This window comes from Microbacterium sp. RD1, assembly GCF_052220165.1.
In the GTDB taxonomy this organism is placed as follows: Bacteria; Actinomycetota; Actinomycetes; order Actinomycetales; family Microbacteriaceae; genus Microbacterium.
This window is the reverse complement of the sequence record NZ_JBQPOL010000002.1, coordinates 496,213-516,774: the sequence shown is the minus strand read 5'-3', so window position 1 is coordinate 516,774 and position 20,562 is coordinate 496,213. Positions and strand designations below refer to the sequence as shown.

Here is a 20,562-nt window from a genome sequence, read left to right as displayed (position 1 = left end):
CGGATCAGAGGGTGAGCGCCTTCTCCATGAGCTTCGCGTGCTCGTGCGCGTGCACCTTCGGCGAGCCGGTGGCCGGCGACGCGGCAGCGGCTCGCGAAACCCGACGAATCGTGCGACCACGCAGGTGCTTGACCACCTCGAGCGCGATGAACGGCCACGCGCCCTGGTTCTCGGGCTCGTCCTGAACCCACACCAGTTCGGCCTCGGGGTAGCTGTCGAGGACCGCGTTGAGCTCGTCGATCGGCGCCGGATAGTACTGCTCGAGCCGCACCAGGGCGATCTCCGGGTTCGGCTTCTTCTCGAGCTCTCCGCGCAGATCCCAGTGGATCTTCCCGGCGTGCAGCAACACGCGCTTCACCGCCGACCGGTCGAGCTCGCGGGAGTCGTCGAGCACCGGTTCGAACCGCCCGGTGAGGAAGTCGTCGACGGGGCTCGTCGCCCCGCGCAGGCGCAGCATCGCTTTCGGCGTGAAGACGACGAGGGGACGCCGTGGGCGCTGGTACGCCTGGCGGCGCAGGAGGTGGAAGTACGACGCCGGCGTCGAAGGGCGGGCGACCGTCATGTTGTCTTGCGCGCACAGCTGGAGGTAGCGCTCGATGCGTGCCGACGAGTGGTCGGGCCCCTGGCCCTCGTAACCGTGGGGGAGGAGGAGCACGACGCTGGACTGCTGCGCCCACTTCTGATCGGCCGCGGAGATGTACTCGTCGATCACCGACTGGGCGCCGTTGGCGAAGTCGCCGAACTGCGCCTCCCACAGCACGAGCGCATCCGGGCGCTCCACCGAGTAGCCGTACTCGAACGCCATCGCCGCGTACTCGCTCAGCAGGGAGTCGTAGACGTAGAACCGTCCCTGGTTGTCGCTGAGATTGGTCAGCGGGATCCACTCCTGGCCGTTGGAGCGGTCGTGGAGCACCGAGTGCCGCTGCACGAACGTGCCGCGGCGGGAGTCCTGGCCGGCGAGGCGCACGGGGGTGCCTTCCAGCAGGAGCGAGCCGAAGGCGAGCAGCTCTCCGAAGCCCCAGTCGATGTTGCCGTTGCGGCTCATGTCGAGGCGCTTGTCCAGCAGCTGCTGCAGCTTGGCGTGCACAGTGAAGCCGTCGGGCTTGTTGACGAACGCGTCGCCGATCGAGTGCACGACCTCGCGGGGCACACCGGTGACCTCCGGCGCACCGGTGACCGGCTCGCTCGTCGCCTCGACGTCGGCCACCGGGTTCGCGCCGGTGGCGGCCTCGTGCGTGTCGGCGAACGCCACCTCGAGGCGTCGCTGGAAGTCCTGCTTGGCCTCTTCGTACTCGGCCTCGGTGATGTCGCCGCGTCCGACGAGGGCCTCGGTGTACAGGCGGCGGACGGAGCGCTTGGCCTCGATGAGGTTCGTCATGAGCGGCTGCGTCATCGAGGGGTCATCTCCCTCGTTGTGGCCGCGACGGCGGTAGCAGACGAGGTCGATGACCACGTCGCGATTGAACTCCTGGCGGTACGCGAACGCTAGCTCGGCCACGCGGACGACGGCCTCCGGGTCGTCGCCGTTCACGTGGAAGATCGGCGCCTGGATCGACTTGGCGACGTCGGTGGCGTAGACCGAGGTGCGGGCATCCGTCGGCGTGGTGGTGAAGCCGACCTGGTTGTTGACGACCACGTGAATGGTCCCGCCGGTGCGGTATCCGCGCAGCTGCGACATCTGCAGCGTCTCGACGACGACACCCTGACCGGCGAACGCGGCGTCGCCGTGGACGAGGACGGGGAGCCACGAGAACGTGCCGATGGGCTTTCGGTCCTGCTTGGCCCGCACGATGCCCTCGAGCACGCCGTCGACGGTCTCGAGGTGCGACGGGTTGGCCGCCAGCAGCACCGGCAGCTCGTCGCCGTCCTCGGACACGAAGGTGCCCTCGGTGCCGAGGTGGTACTTGACGTCGCCGGAGCCCTTCTTGCTGCCGACGGCGACCGAGCCCTCGAACTCGCGGAAGACCTGACCGTACGTCTTGCCCGCGATGTTCGTGAGCACGTTCAGCCGCCCGCGGTGGGCCATGCCGATGGCAGCGCCGTCGAGATCGGCGGACGCGGCGCCGCGCAGGATCTCGTCCAGGAGCGGGATGAGGGACTCGCCGCCTTCGAGGCTGAACCGCTTCTGCCCGACGTACTTCGTCTGCAGGAACGTCTCGAACGCCTCGGCCTCGTTCAGCTTGGACAGGATGCGCAGCTGCTCGTCGTGGCCCGGCTTGGTGTACTTCACCTCGACGTTGGACTGGAACCACGCGCGCTGCGCGGGATCGGCGATGTGCATGTACTCGATGCCGATCGTGCGGCAGTAGGAGTCGCGGAGCACGCCGAGCACGTCGCGCAGCTTCATCGTGCGCTTGCCCCCGAAGCCGCCGGTGACGAACTCGCGGTCGAGATCCCAGAAGGTGAGGCCGTGCGACTCGATCTCGAGGTCGGGATGCGTGCGCTGCACGTACTCGAGCGGGTCGATGTCGGCCATCAGGTGGCCGCGCACGCGGAAGGAGTTGATCAGCTCCTGCACGCGGGCGGTCTTGTTGACGCGCTCGGAGATGTCGACGTTGATGTCGGCGGCCCAGTGGATCGGAGCGTAGGGGATGCGCAGCGCGGCGAAGATGTCGTCGTAGAAGCCGCGTTGACCGATGAGCAGCTCGTGGACCTTCTTCAGGAACTCACCCGACCCGGCGCCCTGGATGACGCGGTGGTCGTACGTGCTGGTGAGGGTGATCGTCTTGCCGATCGCCAGCTCGTTCAGTGTCTTGTCGCTGGCGCCCTGGAACTCGGCCGGGTATTCGAGGGCGCCGGCGCCCACGATGCATCCCTGGCCCTTCATCAGGCGGGGCACCGAGTGCACGGTGCCGATGCCGCCGGGGTTCGTCAGCGAGATCGTCGTCCCCTGGAAGTCCCCCGCGGTGAGCTTGTTCGTGCGCGCCCGCTGCACCAGGTCCTCGTAGGCCGACAGGTAGTCGCCGAACGTGAGCGACTCGGCGCGCTTGATGCTCGGCACGAGAAGCGCGCGGGTGCCGTCGGGCTTGGGGATGTCGATCGCGATGCCGAGGTTGATGTGCGCGGGGGCGACCACCGACGGCTTGCCGTCGACCTCGGCGTAGAAGACGTTCTGACTGGGGAATTCCTTCAGCGCCTGGATGATCGACCAGCCGATGAGGTGAGTGAAGCTCACCTTGCCGCCGCGCGTGCGGGCCATGTGGTTGTTGATGACGATGCGGTTGTCGATCATCAGCTTCGCCGGCACGGTGCGGACGCTCGTGGCTGTCGGAACGGTGAGCGACTCGTCCATGTTGGCGGCGAGCGTCTTGGGCATGCCGCGCAGCGGCGTGACCTTGTCCTCTTCGAGCGCCTTGCTCTCCGCCGGCGCGGCGTCCGGCGCCTGCGCGGGGATCGGCTGGGGTGCGGCGGGCTTCGCGGTCGTGCGGGCCACCGGGGTGGAGCCGACGACGGGGATCGGCGCGGTCACCGGCTTGGGCTCCGCGACCGGAGCGGATGCCGTCGGAGCGGATGCGGCCGGCTGCGGGGCGGGCGGCGCGTCGTCCACCACCGGGTGGTAGGCCTCGAGAATCGGCCACCACGACTTGTCGACGGAATTCTTATCGACCTTGTACTGTTCGTACATCTCGTCGACGAGCCATTCATTGGCTCCGAACTCGCCTTCGCTGGAAGTACCGACGCCCGTCACCTGGCTCGACACAGTCGATCGCCTGCTTTCCTCGCTGAGAAACCGCTAGATCGGCGCGAGATGCTGATTCCCGCGCACCATCCTTCAGCCTAACCCCTTTCGGCGCGCCCTCGACCGCCCTTGCGGCGGTCTCCTCAGCCCCGCTGGGTACCGTGGAGGCATGGAGTTCTACGGTTCGCAGCCCGACGTCGACCTGACGTACTCGGACGTCTTCCTGGTCCCGCGGCGGTCGGGGGTGACCAGCCGGCTCGACGTGGACCTCACCCCGCACGACGGCACGCCAGCTCGGCTCCCGCTCGTCTCGGCCAACATGAACTCGGTCACCGGCGCGCGGCTGGCCGCGACCCTCGCCCGTCGCGGCGGCCTGGGCGTGCTGCCGCAGGACATGCCGTTGCAGGAGCTGGACGCCGCCATCCGGTGGGTGAAGGCGCAACCCGTGCGGTGGGACACCCCGCTCGTCCTGCCGACGACCGCGACGGTCGCCGACGCGTCACGGCTCCTCCCGGCCATCGAGGGCCACGGCATCGTCGTCTCGGATGCGGCCGGGGAGCAGCTCACGATCGACCAGATCGCCGGGGTGGTCCCCGCCAGCAGGCTGGGCACCGCCCTCCCCGACGCGCGCCTGGGCGATCTCGCCCGCGGCGGCGCGGCGTCGATCGACGCGGACGACGTCGAGACGGCGCGCGCAGCGTTCGACCTGCTCGTCGCCGCCGACGCCGAGACCGTGTGCGTCCTGCACCACGGGCATCTCGTGGGAACGCTGTCGCAGCGCAGCGCACTGCGTTCGACGCTGTACGCCCCCGCCGTGGACGGCGACGGGCGCCTGGCCGTCGCCGCTGCCATCGGGATCAACGGCGACGTGCGCTCGAAGGCACGGGCCCTCGCCGCCGCCGGTGTCGACGTGCTCGTCCTCGACACGGCGCACGGGCACCAGGACGGCATGCTGAAAGCGCTCGCCGCCGTCGCCGAGCTGCGGCTCGGGCTTCCTCTCGTGGCCGGCAACATCGTCACCGCGGACGGCGTGACCGACCTCGTCGACGCCGGTGCGACGATCCTCAAGGTCGGGGTCGGTCCCGGCGCCATGTGCACCACGCGCATGATGACCGCCGTGGGGCGCCCGCAGTTCTCGGCCGTGCTCGAGACGGCGCAGGCCGCGCGCGAGCGAGGAGCGGCGGTCTGGGCGGATGGCGGGGTGCGCTATCCGCGCGATGTGGCCCTCGCCCTGGCCGCCGGTGCGGCATCCGTCATGATCGGGTCGTGGTTCGCCGGCACCATCGAGGCGCCGGGCGAGCTGCTCGTGGACGAACGCGGCCGCGCATACAAGGAGTCGTGGGGGATGGCCTCGACGAAGGCGGTGCAAGGCCGGTTCGGCCGGCTCGACGCGTACGAACGCGCCCGCAAAGAGCTGTTCGCCGAGGGGATCTCGTCGTCGAAGATCTATGTGGATCCGCTCCGACCGAGCATCGAGGATCTCGTGGACATGATCACCGCCGGCGTCCGCTCCTCGTTCACGTACGCCGGCGCCTCGAGCGTGCCGGAATTCGCCGACCGCGCCCGGGTGGGTCTGCAGTCCGCCGCGGGCTACGAGGAGGGGAAGGCCCTCCCGGTCAGCTGGTAGCCCCGTCGTCCCGGTCGTGCTCGTGCGACCGCCGGATGCGGCGCCCCTCCTCCTCGTCCTTGCGTTCCTTCTCCGCGGCCTTGTCGCTCTTGCGGGTGTCACGCGGAGGAAGCTGGATGTCGATCTCGGCGGCGATCCCCGCCTGGAGCTGTCGCCCACGCTCGAGCTCGGCGTCGAACTCCGCGCCGAGCAGGAGCGCGATGTTGGCGATCCACAGCCACAGCAGGAACACGATGACGCCGGCGAGCGGTCCGTACGTGCGGTCGTAGTTGGAGAAGTTGCTGACGTAGATGCCGAAGCCCAGGGTGGCGATCGCCAGGACCACGATGGCGAGCACCGCGCCGAGGCTCAGCCACCGGAATTTCGGCTGCTTCGCGTTGGGAGTGGCGTAGTACAGGATCGCCACCATGAGGATCACGACCAGAGCCAGCACCGGCCACTTGCCGATCGACCACGCGATCGTCGCTGCCTCGCCGAGCCCCAGGGCGGATCCGATCGCCTCCGCGACGGGACCCGACACGACCAGCAGCACCGCGGCGATCGTCACCAGGGCGACGCCGATGACGGTGATGAGCAGTTGCCACGGCTTGAGCTTCCAGAAGGGGCGACCCTCCTCGATCTCGTAGATCCGGTTCATGGCCCGGCTGAAGGCCCCGACGTAGCCCGAGGCCGACCAGATCGCCAGAACCAGGCCCGTGACGAGAGCGAACCCGGCGGCGGGGGAGGCCGCCACGGACTCCAACGGTCCGCGGATCCCCTCCGCAGCATCCGGCGCGACCGATCCGACGATCTCGACGATCGCATCGGTCGTCGCCTGACGCTGCCCGAACAGCGCCAGGAGGGAGAAGACCGCGATCAGCCCGGGGAACAGCGCGAGCACGGAAAAATAGGTGAGAGCGGCGGCGATGTCGGTGCACTGATCGGAGGAGAACTCCCGGACGGTCTTTCCCGCGACGTACTTCCACGATCTCTTCTCGATCTGCGGCGGAGTGTCGGGTTTGCCGGATGCCTCCGGGTCGGGCGCCGACGTTGCAGATGCTGTGGTGCGACCAGTCATCCCGGCATGATCCGCGAGCGCTCGCGGAGGGCCGACGGGCTTGACGAGCGAGCGTCCAGCTGCTGCCCCGATCCGCGCATCTCCTCTTCGGGTGGCTGTCGTAGAATCTCAGGACGATGGACGACCCTCCTAGTTGTAGACCCTCGCCCCACCGACCCGCACCCCGCACGATGGGGGGTGATGCGTGATGGACTACGTCATGCTGGGCGTGGGGCTCCTGCTCACGGTCGGAACCGGACTGTTCGTCGCGAGCGAGTTCGCCCTGGTGAACCTCGACCGCGCCGACCTGGAGGCTCGGCGTACCGCCGGCGAGTCGCGTCTGTCCCTCACGATCGATGCGCTGCGCATCACCTCGACGCATCTGTCGAGTGCGCAGTTGGGGATCACGCTGACCACGCTCCTCACCGGTTACACCATGGAGCCGGCGATCTCGAACCTGCTGCGCCCGCTGTTCACCGGATGGGGCTGGCCCGAGGGGCTCGTCGTTCCGCTGGCGACCTTCATCGGCGTCGCGTTCGCCACCATCTTGTCCATGATCCTCGGCGAGCTGGTGCCGAAGAACTTCGCCCTGGCCATCCCGCGCCAGACCGCCAAACTCGTCATGCCGTTCCAGGTGGCCTTCACCACCGTCTTCCGCCCGGCGATCGCGGTCCTCAACGGCAGTGCCAACGGCGTGCTCCGCTCGATCGGCATCGAGCCGAAGGAAGAGCTCTCCGGCGCCCGGACCGCGGAGGAGCTGTCGAGCCTCGTGCGGCGCTCCGCCAGCGCCGGCGTCCTCGAGGAGGACACGGCATCCCTCCTCGATCGCAGCCTCACCTTCGCCCGCCTCACCGCCGCCGACGTCATGACGCCGCGACCGAGTGTCCACGCACTCGCCGCCGACGACAGCGTCGACGACGTCGTGCAGCTCGCGATGCGAACCGGCCACAGCCGCTTCCCCGTTTACCAGGAGTCGATGGACGACATCATCGGCGTCGTGCATCTGAAGACGGCCGTCGGCGTGCCGCGGGATCGGCGGGCGGATGTCCCGGCAGCCGCCGTCGCGACCGAGCCGTTGCGCGTGCCGGAGACGGTCCATCTCGACGCGCTCGTGTCCGAGCTGCGCGGCCGCGGCTACCAGATGGCGGTCGTCGTGGACGAGTACGGCGGCACGGCCGGGGTGCTCACCCTCGAAGACCTGGTCGAGGAGATCGTCGGCGAGGTGCTCGACGAGCACGATCGCTCCCGGGCCGGCGTCGTGCGCTCGCCGGGATCGGTGGCCTTCCCGGGCGATCTCCGGCCGGACGAGGCCCTCGATCGTGCGGGCGTGCGCGTCCCGGAGGGCGAGGTGTACGACACCGTCGGCGGCTACATCATGAGCGTGCTCGAGCGGATCCCGGCCGTGGGTGACGAGGTGCCGACAGGGGAGGGCGTGCTTCACGTGCAGCGGATGGACGGGCGGCGGGTCGACCGCGTGCGCTTCACACCGAGCCCGCGGGAGGACGATGTGGACGACCTCGTTCGCGCGGCGAAGGGCGGTGACCAGCGATGAACGACTGGGCAGGTCTCGCGTGGCTGGTCGTCTTGCTGGTGGCCAACGCCTTCTTCGTCGGGTCGGAGTTCGCCGTCATCTCCGCCCGGCGCTCGCAGATCGAACCGCTCGCCGAGCGCGGCTCGCGGGCGGCGAAGGTCGCGCTGTACGCCATGGAGCACGCCACCCTGATGCTCGCGACCTCGCAGCTGGGCATCACCATCTGCTCGCTGCTGATCCTGAACGTCTCCGAACCGGCCATCCACCATCTGCTGGCCGGGCCGCTCGGGCTCACCGGGCTGGCGGAGGGCATGGTCGACGTGCTCGCCTTCATCATCACGCTGCTGCTGGTGTCGTACCTGCACGTCGTGTTCGGCGAGATGGTGCCGAAGAACCTCGCGTTCTCGGTCCCCGATCGTGCCGTCTTGCTGTTGGCGACGCCGCTCGTGTGGGTGTCGAAGGCGTTCTACCCGATCATCGTGGCGCTGAACTGGATCGCCAACCACGTCGTGCGGCTCTTCCGGGTGGAGCCGAAAGACGAGGCGGCTTCGACGTTCACGCTCGAGGAGGTCGCGACCATCGTGAACCAGTCGCGCCGCGAGGGCGTCCTCGACGACGCCGCCGGAACGGTCGCCGCGGTCGTGGAGTTCACCGACAAGAAGGCAGCCGACATCGCGGTGCCGCTGGATCAGCTGGTGACCCTCCCGGAATCCACCACCCCGTACGACATCGAACGGGCCGTGGCCAAGCACGGGTACTCGCGCTACGTGATCGTGGATGCCGACGGCGCCCCGATCGGCTACGTGCACCTCAAAGACGTGCTTCGCGCCGCCGAGAGCGGCGACGACGGTCTCAACGGGCAGATCCCGCCCAAGCGCATCCACCACATGCTGCCGATCACCGAGACCACCGACCTCGAGGACGCCCTCGCCCTGATGCGGCGCGCCGGCCGCCACCTCGCGCAAGTGCGTGACGAGGCCGGTCGCACGACGGGCGTGCTGTTTCTCGAAGACGTGATCGAGGAGCTCGTGGGCGAGGTGCAGGACGCCACGGCACGGCGTTTCTGATCCTCGAGAGTGCATCGGCTCGCCGAAGCGGCACCGAATCCGGTGCGTGCTCGCCGAGCCGATGCACCCTCGCGGTTACGGGGGCGGCTCAGGCCTGCCGGGCACGCAGATACTGCGGCGGCCACGCCACATCGGCGCCGAGCTCCGCCGCGGCCCGCAGTGCGTAGTGCGGGTCGCGGAGCCACTCGCGCGCGGCCATGACCGCGTCGACCTCGCCGCGGGAGACGAGGCCTTCGGCCAGCACCGCGTCGTCGATCATCCCGACGGCACTCACCGGCACGGATGCCTCGGCGCGCACGGTCGCCGCGAACCCGGCCTGATACCCCGGCCCGGTCGTGATGCGTTGATGCGCGACGAGGCCGCCGCTGGAGACGTCGACGAGATCGGCCCCGTCGTCTTTCACGGCGGCCGCGGCGGCGACGGCGTCATCCGGCTGCCAGCCGCCCTCGGCCCAGTCGGTGGCCGACAGGCGCACGAAGAGCAGCGTCTCCGGCGCCGCCTCGCGGACCGCCCGCACCACACGTCGAAGGAGCCGGATGCGGTTGTCCCGCGATCCGCCGTACTCGTCGTCGCGCGTGTTCGACAGCGGTGACAGGAACTGGTGCAGGAGATAGCCGTGCGCGGCGTGCACCTCGACGGCGGCGAACCCGGCGGCGACGGCGCGGCGGGCCCCGGCGGCGAAATCGGCCACGACCGCTTCCACGCCGGCGGCGTCCAGGGCGCGGGGCTCGGCGAATCCGTCGAACGCGATGGCCGACGGCGCCACCGTCGTCCACCCGCCGCGCTCAGCGGGTACGGTGCCGCGCTCTCCGCTGAGCGGCGACTCCGACGATCCCTTGCGACCGGCGTGCGCGAGCTGCAGACCCGGCAGTGCCCCGCGAGAGCGGATGGCCTCGGCGATGGGCCGCCATGCGGCCACCTGGTCGTCGTTCCAAATGCCGGTGTCGGCGGGCGAGATCCGGCCCTCCGGCGACACGGCCGTCGCCTCGGTCATCACCAGGCCCGCACCGCCGGAGGCGAACTGCGCCAGGTGGACGTGGTGCCACTCGTTTGGCAGTCCGTCACGGGCGCTGTACTGACACATCGGCGAGACCCACAGCCGGTTGCGGACAGTCGTGCCGCGCAACGTCAAGGGGTCGAACAGTCGGGTCATCCGGGTGCTCCTCGGCGGTAGGGTGACGCGCATGCGCGCGCTCGACGAATGGACGGTCTCTGACGTTCGCGGAGTCCTCCGCATGCCAACGACGACCGACGACAAGTATTCCCGGGGCGTGGTGGGTGTGCGCACCGGCTCGGACGCCTACCCGGGGGCGGCGGTGCTCGGCGTCGAGGGAGCCTGGCGCACCGGCGTCGGGATGGTTCGCTATGTCGGGGGCGAGAAGGCGAGCGCTCTCGTGCTCGCGCGACGCCCCGAGACGGTCGCCGGCGCGGGCCGCGTGAACGCGTGGGTCATCGGATCCGGGACGGATCCCGCCCACCGCACACCGGATGAGGAGCAGGCGCTGCGAAAGCTTCTCTCCGGGGAGGTGCCCGTCGTCGTCGACGCCGGGGCGCTCGACCTGGCCCCCGGCGCGAGCGCGCCGCTCGTCGTCACTCCTCACGGGCGCGAGCACGACCGCCTCCGCGAGGCGGCGGGTCTCGCCCCGCTCGGGGACGAGACCGACACCGACGCACGCAGCGAAGCCGCCCTCGAGACGGCAGCGGCGCTCGGCGCGACGGTGCTGGTCAAAGGGGCGACGACGATCGCCGCGACGCCGTCGGGATGGGGGAGGCGCATCACCTCGGGAACCCCGTGGCTGGCATCCGCCGGCACGGGTGACGTCCTCGGCGGCGTGCTCGGCGCCCTGATCGCGACGGGGTCCCTCGCGACCGTCGACGACCTGGGGCCCCTCGCGGCGACGGCGGCGTGGCTCCACGGTTCGGCGGCCACCCAGGCTGCCGCCGTCCACGGCCCCATCGGCGGACCCATCACCGCCCTCGACGTCGCGCATGCCCTGCCCGGGATCATCGGGCGCCACGTCACCCCGGGATGACGGCACGGCAGCGGGGAGGCGGCATCCGGCCGCTCTAGGATGATCGGGTGTCCCGACGCGTAGCGCTGTGGGCGGCCTTCGTCCTCGTGCACGCGGCCGTCATCGCCGCCGGCTTCCTGTTCCCCAGCCAGCCCATGGGCGATGTCTACAACGTCTATGAGCCGTGGTCCGCCGATGCCCTGCGCGGTGCGCGGATCGTCGGGATCACCGAGCCGTGGGTGTATCCGCAGATCGCGCTTGTTCCCATGATGGCCGCGTGGATGTTCGCCTGGCTCGGGTCGTACACGTGGGGATGGGCGGTGCTCGTCAGCGGATGCAACGCGCTCGGGTTCGCGCTGCTGGTCGGCCGCGGACGCTCCCGCGGACGCCGGGCGGCAGCCTGGTTCTGGATGGCGGCCGTCCTCGCCCTCGGGCCCGTGGGGATCTACCGGATCGACGCCGTCACGGTGCCGCTGGCGATCGCCGGATGCCTGTGGCTGGCGGGGCGCCCCTGGTGGGGCACGATCGCGCTGACGGTCGCCATGTGGGTGAAGGTGTGGCCGGCCGCGCTGCTGGCCGCCGCGTTCGTCGCCATGCGGCGCCGCGTCGTGGTGGCGGGAGGGGCCGCGGCCGTTTCCGCCGTGATCCTCGGTGTCGTGCTGCTCGCCGGCGGCGCAGGATCCGCGCTCGGTTTCGTCGGTGACCAGACAGCACGGGGTCTCCAGGTCGAAGCACCCGTCAGCATGCCGTACGTGTGGATGACCCACCTCGGCGCGCCGGGTGCGGCGATCTTCTTCAACGCCGACATCATCGCGTTCGAGGTCGTCGGGCCGGGGGCGGATGCCGTGGCGGCCGCGATGACCTCCGTACTCGCGGTCGTCGTGCTGGGGGTCGTCGCCACCGGCGCGGTCCGGACCTGGCGCGGAGCGCGGTTCGCGGCGGTGTTCCCCCCGCTCGCGCTGGCCCTGGTGCTCGCGCTGATCGTCACGAACAAGGTGGGGTCGCCCCAATACCTCACGTGGCTCGTCGCCCCGATCGTGGTCGGGCTGGTCCTGGATCGTGCGCGCTGGGCGGGCCCGGCCGCCGTCGTCCTCTTCGCGTCGGGGCTCACCCAGCTCGTCTATCCGGTGCTGTACGACCCGCTTCTGGCGGCGCAGCTCACGCCGGTGCTGATCCTCACGATGCGCAACCTGCTCCTCGTCGCGCTGTTCGGGTGGGCATGGGTGCGTCTGGCCCGCGCCGGCGCGCGCCGGCGGTCGCCGCATCCGCTCGCGGCGGAGTAGCGTCGAAGCATGCTTGTCGCCTTCTCCGTCGCCCCCTCCGGAACCGGCAACGCGGACGGGTCGGTGCATGACGCCGTCGCCGCCGCCGTCCGGGTCGTCCGCGAATCGGGCCTGCCCAACCGCACCGGCTCGATGTTCACAGAGATCGAGGGGGAGTGGGACGAGGTGTTCGACGTCGTCCGTCGCGCCACCGAGGCTGTCGCACCGTTCGGTTCGCGCGTCTCGCTCGTCCTGAAGGCCGACATCCGCCCCGGGCACACCGGCGAGATCGACGGAAAGCTCGAGCGCCTCGAAGCCGCTCTCCGCGACGCCGGATGATCGCCGCCGGAATCCGGTCGTGATGACGGGATCACGACCGCGCAGCGCTGCCCGCTGGGCCCTCCTGTCGCTCGCGATCGGCAGCTTCGGCATCGGGATGACCGAGTTCGTCATCATGGGGCTGCTGCCGAACATCGCGGCGGAACTGCTCCCCGGCACGTGGCGCGTCGACCAGGAGGACGCCATCGCGCAGGCCGGATGGCTCGTCTCGCTCTACGCGCTCGGCGTGGTGATCGGCGCGCCGACGATCGCCGGGTCGGTCGCCCGCTTCCCGCGGCATCGCGTGATGATCGGGTTGGCGCTGGCGCTGACCGTATTCAACGCCCTCACCGTCATCGCCCCGACCTTCGAGATCGTGGCTGTGTCGCGTCTTCTGGCCGGGCTCCCCCACGGGGCGTACTTCGGCATCGGCGCCCTCGTAGCCGCCGACCTCCTCGGGCCGAACAAGCGCGCACAGGGCGTCGCCTTCGTGCTGACCGGTCTCACCGTGGCCAACATCGTCGGCGTGCCGCTGGGGACGCTCCTCGGTCAGCAGATCGGATGGCGCGCTGCCTTCCTTCTCGTCGCGGGCGTGTTCGCGCTGGCCACCGCCGCGATCGCGATCACCGTGCCCCCGCATCCGGGTGAGCCCGGGCGTCGTCTCCGGGACGAACTCCGGGTGTTCCGCATCGGGCAGGTGTGGTTCGCCCTGGCCACCGGCGCGATCGGATTCGGCGGATTCTTCGCCATGTACAGCTACATCGCCCCGCTCGTGACCGACGTGGCGGGATCGCCGGAGTGGGTCGTGTCGATCGTCCTCGTCCTCATCGGCGTGGGGATGACGGTGGGGAACCTGCTGGGCGGGCGCCTGGCCGACCGGAACCTGAAGAAGTGGCTCGTGATCGGACTGATCGCCTTGACCGGGAGTTCGGCGTTGCTGGCGCTCACCGCCGCCTGGCTCCCCGCCCTCGCCGTGTTCGCGTTCGCGGTGGCGTTCAGCGGCACGGCGCTGGCCCCCAGCATCCAGACCCGGCTCATGGACGTCGCGGGGGACAACCAGTCGATCGGCGCGGCACTGAACCACTCGTCGCTCAACATCGGCAACAGCCTCGGCGCGTTCCTCGGCGGGGTCGCCATCGCCGCGGGCTGGGGGTTCACCGCGCCCGCGTGGGTCGGTGCGGGCCTTGCCGCTCTCGGTGTGGGCGTCGCCCTCCTCGGCTTCCGCGTCGAAAGGCGCGCAAGGCCCTAGATCAGCTCTCGAGCAGCCGCCGCACGTGCGCGCCCACGCGGGGGGTCTCGATGAGGAACCCGTCGTGCCCGAAGTCGCTCGCCAGCACGATGGCCTCGTCGCCGTCGAGGGTGGTCCGGATGCCGCGCGCGATGCGGTGCTGACCGTCGATCGGGAAGAGGCGGTCGCTGTCGATCCCGAGGACCAGCGTCGTCGCGGTGACGCGAGCCAGCGCGTCTTCGACGCCACCGCGATCGCGCCCGACGTCGTGGGAGTTCATCGCCTCGACCAGCGTGAGGTAGCTGTTCGCATCGAAGCGGCGCGTGAACTTGTTGCCGTGGAAGTCGAGGTACGACTCCACCGCGAACCGCCCGCCACGGCCGAGCGGACTGACCCCCGATTGCCAGCTGCGGGAGAAGCGAGCGTTGAGCTCGGTGGGGCTGCGGTAGTTCAGCAGGGCCATGCGCCGGGCGAGGGCGAGACCACGATGGGGGCCGTCGGCGGCGTCGTAGAACTCCCCACCCGCGAACCGCGGGTCGATGCGGATGGCCTCCAGCTGCACCGAGTTGAGGGCGATCTGGTCGGCGGTGTTGACCGGCGGGGCCGAGAGGATCCCGGCGCGCGCGACGCGGTCGGGGTAGCCGACGGCCCACTCGAGCGCGTGCATGCCGCCCATCGATCCGCCGATCACGCCTTCCCAGCGGTCGATGCCGAGCGCATCCGCCAGGCGCAGCTGCGCCGCGACCTGATCGCGGATCGTCAGATACGGGAAGCGCGACGCCCACTCGTAGCCGTCCGGAGCGATGCTCGCGGGCCCCGTCGACCCCTGGCATCCGCCGAGCATGTTGGGGGCCACGACGAACCAGCGGTCGGTGTCGATGGGCGCGCCGGGCCCGACGAGATCGTCCCACCACCCGGCGGTCGGATGCCCCGGACCCGCAGGCCCGCGCACATGGCTGTCGCCGGTGAGGGCGTGGAGGATCAGGACGGCGTTGTCGCGGGCGGGGGAGAGCTCGCCCCACGTCTCGTACGCGAGCCGGTAGGCGGGGAGTTCGGCGCCGCTCTCGGTGCGGAAGGCGCCGAAGGACCCGAAGCGCCGGTCGCCGACGGGATCGCCGTCGCGCCACGCGCCGGTGGCCGGGGGCCGGCCGAGCAGCATCCGGGCGTCGGCCTCCGTCACGGGAGCCGACGGCACCGTGTCTTCAGAGGTCTGCCAGTCCACTAGTGCCTCTCGTCCCGCGGCGGGGCTGCTCCGATGGCCGCCTGTGCGGCGACGGGAGACGTCTGCCGGTCCATCCGTCCCATTGTCTCCGAGCTGTCGCGTTCCCCACGCAGTGTTACGGCGGACCGGAAATGCGGATGCCCCGGCCCGCCGTGGCGGGGGCCGGGGCATCCGGACGGAGACGTCGTCAGGCTCCGACGGTCGCGGCGGTCTCGCGGGCGGCGGCGAGCGCCTGGGCGAGGTCGGCCTTGAGGTCGTCGATGTTCTCCAGGCCCACCGACAGACGCACGAGCCCGGGCGTGACACCCGCGGTGAGCTGCTGCTCGGGGGTCAGCTGGGAGTGCGTCGTCGAGGCGGGGTGGATGACGAGCGAGCGCACGTCGCCGATGTTCGCGAGGTGGCTGAAGAGGCTGAGCGCGTCGACGAACCGGCGCCCGGCGTCGACGCCGCCCTTGAGCTCGAAGGACAGCACCGCGCCCACGCCCTTCGGGGCGTAGGTGTTGGCCGCGGCGTACCAGGGGGAGGTCGGCAGACCCGAGTAGTTCACCGAGGCGACATCGTCCTGGCCTTCGAGCCACTCGGCGATCTCCTGGGCGTTCTGCACGTGACGCTCGATGCGCAGCGAGAGGGTCTCGATGCCCTGGATGAGCAGCCACGCGCTCTGCGGTGAGATGGCGGCGCCGAGGTCGCGCAGCAGCTGCACGCGCGCCTTGATGATGTACGCCAGCCCGTCGCCGACGGCCGCCGTGTACGACGCACCGTGGTACGAGGGGTCGGGTTCGGTCAGGCCGGGGAACTTCTCGACGTTCTGCGACCACGCGAACGATCCGCCGTCGACGATGACACCACCGATGACGGTCCCGTGCCCGCCGAGGAACTTCGTCGCCGAGTGGATGACGATGTCGGCACCGTGCTCGAAGGGCCGGATGAGATAGGGCGTCGCGATCGTGTTGTCGACGATCAGCGGCACACCGGCGGCGTGGGCGACGTCGGCGACGGTGCGGATGTCGAGCACGTTGATCTTCGGGTTGCCGATCGTCTCGGCGAAGAACAGCTTCGTGTTGGGACGCACCGCCGCGCGCCACTCCTCGGGGTCGTCCTGGTTCTCGACGAAGGTGACCTGGATGCCGAGCTTGGCGAGTGTGTACTTGAACAGGTTGTACGTGCCGCCGTAGATGGAGCTGGAGGAGACGATGTGGTCGCCTGCCTCGGCGATGTTCAGCACGGCGAACGTCTCCGCCGCCTGACCGCTGGCGACGAGGAGGGCGCCGGTGCCCCCTTCGAGAGCGGCGAGCCGCTGCTCGACGACGTCCTGCGTCGGGTTCTGGATGCGGGTGTAGATGTTGCCGAACTCCGCCAGCGCGAAGAGGTTCTGCGCATGCTCGGCGTTGTCGAAGACGTAAGAAGTGGTCTGGTAGATGGGGGTGGCGCGAGCCTTCGTGACCGGGTCGGGCTGAGCGCCCGAGTGGATCTGCTTGGTCTCGAACCGCCAGTTCTCGGGTGCGGACATGGCTATGCTCCTCGTGGTTCAGGCGGGACGGCCGGTGCCGTTCCCGCAAGCGAGGCTACGGAGCGCACCCCGGACGGACAACGGGTGGGAAATGTTACGTAACAGCATCCGGGTAGCGTGGCAGGCATGACACGACGTGCGGTGGTGACCGGAGCGAGCTCGGGAATCGGGGAGGCGACGGCGCGGCTGCTGCGGTCGCGCGGATGGGACGTCGTCGGCGTCGCTCGTCGCGCGGAGCGGCTTCAGGCTCTCGAGGCGGAGACGGGGGTCGTCGCGTACGCGGCCGATGTCACCCGCGCGGAAGACGTGGAAGCCCTCGCCGAATGGCTGGAGGCCTCCGGGCCCGTGCACGCCCTCGTGCACATCGCCGGCGGTGCGCGCGGCGTGGACGCCGTCGCGGAGGGACAGCCCGACGACTGGCGGTGGATGTTCGAGGTCAACGTCCTGTCGGCGCAGATGCTGGTCGCGACGCTTCTGCCGCAGCTGCGTCACGCGGCGACGGCGGACGGGCACGCGGATGCGCTGTTCGTCACGTCCACGGCCGCGCAGACGCCCTACGCCGGTGGCGGCGGATACAACGCGGCCAAGGCGGGCGAGGCGATGCTCGCCGGCGCCCTCCGCCTCGAGCTCAACGGCGAGCCGATCCGCGTCACGCAGGTCGCGCCGGGGATGGTGCAGACCGAGGAGTTCTCGCTCAACCGGTTGCGCGGTGATCGTGGCGCGGCCGAGAGCATCTACGACGGTGTGGAGAATCCGCTCACGGCCGGCGACGTCGCCGACGTCATCGTCTACGCCCTCGATGCGCCGGGGCACGTCAACCTCGACCTCATCACGATGCGCCCGGTGGCGCAGTCCGCGCAGCATCTGCTCGCGCGGGGGCCGCTCCGGCCACGCCTGGCCGAGTAGCCCCGCGCTCGGTCTCGGTCTCGGGCTCGGGCCTCGGGCTCGGGCTCGGGCCTCGGGCTCGGGCTCGGGCCTCGGGCTCGGGGTCCGGGCTCGGCCTCGCGCCGCGGGCCCTCCGGTCGTGCCTCTCGGCCCGGCCGCCGTGTTCGGGGCGCTCGATGTGCTTCGGGGCGCTCATCGGTCGCCCCAGAGCACATCCCGCGCCCCAAACCGCGTCGCACCGCCACCACGGCGGCGGCGGCCCGAACCGCGGCCCACGGCCCCGAACCGCGGCACCGCCACCGGCGGCGCACGGGGGCGGGGATGCGGCTAGACGACCTGTGCGGAGCCCGCCGCGGCATCCGCCTCCTCCGGCAGGGAGTCGGCGAACGCGACCTTCGGCACGAACAGCAGCAGCACGGCGGCGAGGAAGCCCCCGGCGGCGCACACGATCCATACCGTGAGGTAGCCCACCAGGGGCGCCGCGGTGGAGGCGACCGCCGCGCCTGCCGCGCCGGCGAGCACCACCCCGAAGACCGCCGAGGCGAACGTGCCGCCGATCGTCTTGGTGGTGTTCGTCAGCGCCGAGGCGATGCCGGTCTGGCCGCGCGGCGCGGCCGCTGCGGCGGCGGCGGGCATGGCGCCCACGAGCGCACCGGAGCCGATGCCGGCGATCGAGAGATTGAGCAGGACCTGCCACAGCTCGCGGTGGAAGGGCACGAACAGGGCGTAGCCGACGCCGACGAGCACTGCTGCCCCGATGAGGATGACGCGTGGGTTCGCGCGTCTGGAGGTGACGGCGAACGCCACCGCTCCGACGATGAGCGACACCAGGTACACCCCGATGACGTTCGATCGGTCGGTGGCGTCCAGCCCCAGCCCGTACCCGAGGGAGGAGTCGGTCCCCGCATAGGTCGCGAGGGGCCCCTGCGCACCGAGCAGGCTGATGCCGACGAGGAACGCGGTGGCCTGCACCGGCCACATCTGCGGGCGGATGAGGACGCGGATGTCGATCGCCGGGTCGGGTTGTCGCAGCTCGTACCAGACGAACACCGCGAAGGCGATGAGCCCGGCCGCCACGAGCGCCAACACGACGCCCGGTCCGGGCCCGGCCGGCACGCGCAGGAACGACAGCCCACCGGTGATCAGCAGCAGCGCGAAGGCGAGGATGACGAATCCGCCGACATCCAAGCGTCGACCGGGAATCGGCTGCGACTCCGGCACGCCGAGCCAGATGACCAACGACACGAGCGACACCGCGATCGCGGGGATCATGAGCGTGAGCTGCAGGTTCTCGCCCGAGGCGGCGAACAGGCGCCCCGCGGCGAGGGCGCCGAGGATCGCGCCGGCCTCGAGCCCCACGACGAGAAGGCCGGCCGCCCGGCGTGTCTGCGACACCCCGCGGGCCTGGCGGCGACCGCGCTCGAAGATGAGGGCGATCTCCAGCGGCAGCCACACGACGTAGAACCCCTGGAGCGACCACGCCAGCAGGAAGCTCCAGAACGAGTCGGCGAACACGAGCCACCAGCTGGCGCCGGCGGTGAGCACGGCGGAGATCAGCAGGATCCTCTTATGGCCGAACATGTCGCCGAGCTTGGCGAGGATCGGCAGCACCAGGGCCGACAGCAGCAATTGCCCTGCCTCGAACCAGTTGACGTCGGCGTCGCGGATTCCCAGGTGCACGACGATGTCGCTGAATAGGGGCACGTAGTAGCCCTGCAGGATGCCGCTGACGAGCTCGACGACGATGAACCAGCCGATGAGTCCGGCGGTCACGCCGAGAGCCGATCCGCGGACGCGCGAGGCGGCGGAGGCTCGGGTCACGGGCTGAGACTATCGGCCGGTGATGGGACCGCGCCGGACAACATTCCGGACGGATGCGTCGCGGGCAGCCCGTGGCGGCTCTCCGCATCCGATCGGCGGCGGTGCTCCGGAGTGTTGTCCGTGCGGCGGCCCGTAGGGTGGATCCCACGGGCGGAGGAGGACGTGTGGGTGAGGGCATCGGAGAGCGCGAGACGCTGACGTGGGACCAGTTCGGCGCGGCCTCCCGGGACCTCGCGCGGCGGATCCTCGCCGACGGGTTCGAGCCGGAGGTCGTCGTCGCCATCGCGCGCGGGGGACTCCTTCCGGCCGGGGCCATCGCCTACGGCCTCGGCGTGAAGAACTGCGGGGCACTGAACGTCGAGTTCTACACCGGCGTCGGCACCGTGCTCGATGACCCGGAGGTGCTGCCGCCTGCCCTCGACATCGACTACCTCAGCGGCCGTCGCGTGCTGCTCGTCGACGACGTGGCCGACAGCGGGCGCACGCTCGCCCTCGCCGTCCGGATGCTGCGGGAGCGCGGAGCGGACCTGCGCTCGGTCGTCATCTACACCAAGCCCACCACGATCGAGCAGCCGGACTACTCGTGGAAGGACACGGCGCTGTGGATCGACTTCCCGTGGTCGCACCGGGGGTCGGTGCGCGACGAGGATGCGGCAGCCTGACGTGGCCCAGTCGCTGTCCGAACTCGCCGACGCGGGCCTTCTCGACCCCGGCTGGGCGACGGCGCTGCAGCCGGTCGCGCCGCAGATCGCCGCGCTGGGGGAGAGGCTGCGGACCGAGGTCGCGGCGGGGCGGCGCTATCTCCCCGCCGGCGACCGGGTGCTCCGGGCGTTCGCGCGTCCCCTCGACGGCGTCAAGGTGCTCATCGTCGGGCAGGATCCGTATCCCACCCCCGGTCATCCGATCGGTCTCTCCTTCGCCGTGGACGCGCACGTCCGCCCGCTCCCGCGGAGCCTGTCGAACATCTACCGCGAGCTGAACGACGACCTCGGCATCCCGCCGGCCGCGCACGGCGACCTGTCGGCCTGGAGCGACCAGGGCGTGCTCCTGCTCAACCGCGTCCTGACCGTCGCGCCGGGGGCGCCGGCATCGCATCGCGGCTGGGGGTGGGAGGCGGTCACCGAGCATGCCATCCGCACGCTCGTCGCGCGCGACGCCCCGCTCGTCGCGATCCTGTGGGGCCGCGATGCGGCCAACCTCCGCCCGCTCCTCGGGTCGACGCCGATCATCGAGTCGCCGCATCCGTCGCCGCTGTCGGCCAGCCGCGGTTTCTTCGGCTCCCGGCCGTTCTCGGCCGCGAACGCGTTGCTCGAGCAGCAGGGCGCCGCCCCCGTCGACTGGCGTCTTCCCGCACTCTGATCGGC

At 70.8% G+C, this 20,562-nt stretch carries 16 protein-coding genes; 10 read left to right on the top strand and 6 right to left on the bottom strand.

Annotated elements, in window-relative coordinates; genetic code table 11:
• Window positions 1-4 precede the first annotated feature (4 nt).
• Window positions 5-3,700 (bottom strand): multifunctional oxoglutarate decarboxylase/oxoglutarate dehydrogenase thiamine pyrophosphate-binding subunit/dihydrolipoyllysine-residue succinyltransferase subunit, encoded by a 3,696-nt coding sequence (locus tag ACTU3I_RS11425; RefSeq protein WP_442925809.1) that lies wholly within the window; start codon window positions 3,698-3,700, stop codon window positions 5-7.
• A 148-nt stretch (window positions 3,701-3,848) separates the two neighbouring features.
• On the opposite strand from ACTU3I_RS11425, the gene ACTU3I_RS11420 reads away from it, so the two are divergent.
• Window positions 3,849-5,306, top strand: a complete 1,458-nt coding sequence (locus ACTU3I_RS11420) for a GuaB1 family IMP dehydrogenase-related protein (RefSeq protein ID WP_442925808.1) — start codon at window positions 3,849-3,851, stop codon at window positions 5,304-5,306.
• Here ACTU3I_RS11420 and ACTU3I_RS11415 read toward each other — a convergent pair.
• Window positions 5,296-6,363, bottom strand: coding sequence for a YihY/virulence factor BrkB family protein (locus ACTU3I_RS11415; RefSeq protein WP_442925807.1), 1,068 nt, complete (start codon window positions 6,361-6,363; stop codon window positions 5,296-5,298). The two genes, ACTU3I_RS11420 and ACTU3I_RS11415, sit on opposite strands and share 11 nt — an antisense overlap.
• A gap of 187 nt (window positions 6,364-6,550) precedes the next feature.
• Between ACTU3I_RS11415 and ACTU3I_RS11410 the strand changes: the two genes are divergently transcribed.
• Entirely contained in the window at window positions 6,551-7,894 is a 1,344-nt protein-coding gene (locus tag ACTU3I_RS11410) for a hemolysin family protein (protein WP_442925806.1), read from the top strand.
• Window positions 7,891-8,940: a hemolysin family protein gene (locus ACTU3I_RS11405; RefSeq protein WP_442925805.1), complete on the top strand. Its 1,050-nt coding sequence runs from the start codon at window positions 7,891-7,893 to the stop codon at window positions 8,938-8,940. The genes ACTU3I_RS11410 and ACTU3I_RS11405 overlap by 4 nt, the downstream gene beginning before the upstream one ends.
• An 88-nt stretch (window positions 8,941-9,028) precedes the next feature.
• Here the strand turns inward: ACTU3I_RS11405 and ACTU3I_RS11400 are convergent, their stop codons facing one another.
• Window positions 9,029-10,093 carry an NADH:flavin oxidoreductase/NADH oxidase gene (locus tag ACTU3I_RS11400; protein ID WP_442925804.1) on the bottom strand — a complete coding sequence of 355 codons (1,065 nt, stop codon included), beginning with the start codon at window positions 10,091-10,093 and terminating at the stop codon, window positions 9,029-9,031.
• 82 nt (window positions 10,094-10,175) lie between these two features.
• On the opposite strand from ACTU3I_RS11400, the gene ACTU3I_RS11395 reads away from it, so the two are divergent.
• Genes ACTU3I_RS11395 through ACTU3I_RS11380 form a run of 4 tightly spaced genes read left to right on the top strand, consistent with a single transcriptional unit; the run spans window position 10,176 to window position 13,781 of the window.
• Window positions 10,176-10,973 (top strand): ADP-dependent NAD(P)H-hydrate dehydratase, encoded by a 798-nt coding sequence (locus tag ACTU3I_RS11395; RefSeq protein WP_442925803.1) that lies wholly within the window; start codon window positions 10,176-10,178, stop codon window positions 10,971-10,973.
• 47 nt (window positions 10,974-11,020) lie between these two features.
• On the top strand, window positions 11,021-12,235 hold the full coding sequence (locus tag ACTU3I_RS11390) for a hypothetical protein (protein ID WP_442925802.1): 1,215 nt from the start codon (window positions 11,021-11,023) through the stop codon (window positions 12,233-12,235).
• A 9-nt stretch (window positions 12,236-12,244) separates the two neighbouring features.
• Window positions 12,245-12,553, top strand: a complete 309-nt coding sequence (locus ACTU3I_RS11385; RefSeq protein WP_442925801.1) for a thiamine-binding protein — start codon at window positions 12,245-12,247, stop codon at window positions 12,551-12,553.
• 22 nt (window positions 12,554-12,575) lie between these two features.
• A complete protein-coding gene (locus ACTU3I_RS11380; protein WP_442925800.1) occupies window positions 12,576-13,781 on the top strand; it encodes an MFS transporter in 1,206 nt (401 codons plus the stop codon).
• Between the two features lies 1 nt (window position 13,782).
• On the opposite strand, the gene metX is transcribed toward ACTU3I_RS11380, so the two are convergent.
• Together metX and ACTU3I_RS11370 are read right to left on the bottom strand one after the other, a co-directional pair.
• A complete protein-coding gene (gene metX, locus ACTU3I_RS11375) occupies window positions 13,783-14,982 on the bottom strand; it encodes a homoserine O-acetyltransferase MetX (RefSeq protein ID WP_442925799.1) in 1,200 nt (399 codons plus the stop codon).
• Window positions 14,983-15,169: 187 nt separating this feature from the next.
• The gene (locus tag ACTU3I_RS11370; RefSeq protein ID WP_442925798.1) at window positions 15,170-16,492 is read right to left on the bottom strand and encodes a bifunctional o-acetylhomoserine/o-acetylserine sulfhydrylase; all 1,323 of its coding nucleotides are present in this window, start codon (window positions 16,490-16,492) and stop codon (window positions 15,170-15,172) included.
• Between the two features lie 126 nt (window positions 16,493-16,618).
• Here ACTU3I_RS11370 and ACTU3I_RS11365 point away from each other — a divergent pair, with 126 nt between their 5' ends.
• On the top strand, window positions 16,619-17,398 hold the full coding sequence (locus ACTU3I_RS11365) for an SDR family oxidoreductase (RefSeq protein WP_442925797.1): 780 nt from the start codon (window positions 16,619-16,621) through the stop codon (window positions 17,396-17,398).
• 306 nt (window positions 17,399-17,704) lie between these two features.
• Here the strand turns inward: ACTU3I_RS11365 and ACTU3I_RS11360 are convergent, their stop codons facing one another.
• Window positions 17,705-19,198, bottom strand: coding sequence for an MFS transporter (locus tag ACTU3I_RS11360; RefSeq protein WP_442925796.1), 1,494 nt, complete (start codon window positions 19,196-19,198; stop codon window positions 17,705-17,707).
• Window positions 19,199-19,362: 164 nt separating this feature from the next.
• Here ACTU3I_RS11360 and ACTU3I_RS11355 point away from each other — a divergent pair, with 164 nt between their 5' ends.
• Both ACTU3I_RS11355 and ACTU3I_RS11350 read left to right on the top strand, forming a co-directional pair.
• The gene (locus ACTU3I_RS11355) at window positions 19,363-19,860 is read left to right on the top strand and encodes a phosphoribosyltransferase (protein WP_442925795.1); all 498 of its coding nucleotides are present in this window, start codon (window positions 19,363-19,365) and stop codon (window positions 19,858-19,860) included.
• Between the two features lies 1 nt (window position 19,861).
• Complete coding sequence (locus tag ACTU3I_RS11350; protein WP_442925794.1) at window positions 19,862-20,557, top strand: uracil-DNA glycosylase; 696 nt, start codon at window positions 19,862-19,864, stop codon at window positions 20,555-20,557.
• The last annotated feature ends 5 nt before the right edge of the window (window positions 20,558-20,562 follow it).

What these genes read in the sequence shown, in the direction of transcription:
- ACTU3I_RS11420 (WP_442925808.1), top strand. Translation starts at nt 3,849, where the DNA reads ATGGAGTTCTACGGTTCGCAGCCCGACGTCGACCTGACGTACTCGGAC.
- ACTU3I_RS11415 (WP_442925807.1), bottom strand. Translation starts at nt 6,363, where the DNA reads ATGACTGGTCGCACCACAGCATCTGCAACGTCGGCGCCCGACCCGGAG.
- ACTU3I_RS11410 (WP_442925806.1), top strand. Translation starts at nt 6,551, where the DNA reads ATGGACTACGTCATGCTGGGCGTGGGGCTCCTGCTCACGGTCGGAACC.
- ACTU3I_RS11405 (WP_442925805.1), top strand. Translation starts at nt 7,891, where the DNA reads ATGAACGACTGGGCAGGTCTCGCGTGGCTGGTCGTCTTGCTGGTGGCC.
- ACTU3I_RS11400 (WP_442925804.1), bottom strand. Translation starts at nt 10,093, where the DNA reads ATGACCCGACTGTTCGACCCCTTGACGTTGCGCGGCACGACTGTCCGC.
- ACTU3I_RS11395 (WP_442925803.1), top strand. Translation starts at nt 10,176, where the DNA reads ATGCCAACGACGACCGACGACAAGTATTCCCGGGGCGTGGTGGGTGTG.
- ACTU3I_RS11385 (WP_442925801.1), top strand. Translation starts at nt 12,245, where the DNA reads ATGCTTGTCGCCTTCTCCGTCGCCCCCTCCGGAACCGGCAACGCGGAC.
- ACTU3I_RS11380 (WP_442925800.1), top strand. Translation starts at nt 12,576, where the DNA reads ATGACGGGATCACGACCGCGCAGCGCTGCCCGCTGGGCCCTCCTGTCG.
- ACTU3I_RS11370 (WP_442925798.1), bottom strand. Translation starts at nt 16,492, where the DNA reads ATGTCCGCACCCGAGAACTGGCGGTTCGAGACCAAGCAGATCCACTCG.
- ACTU3I_RS11365 (WP_442925797.1), top strand. Translation starts at nt 16,619, where the DNA reads ATGACACGACGTGCGGTGGTGACCGGAGCGAGCTCGGGAATCGGGGAG.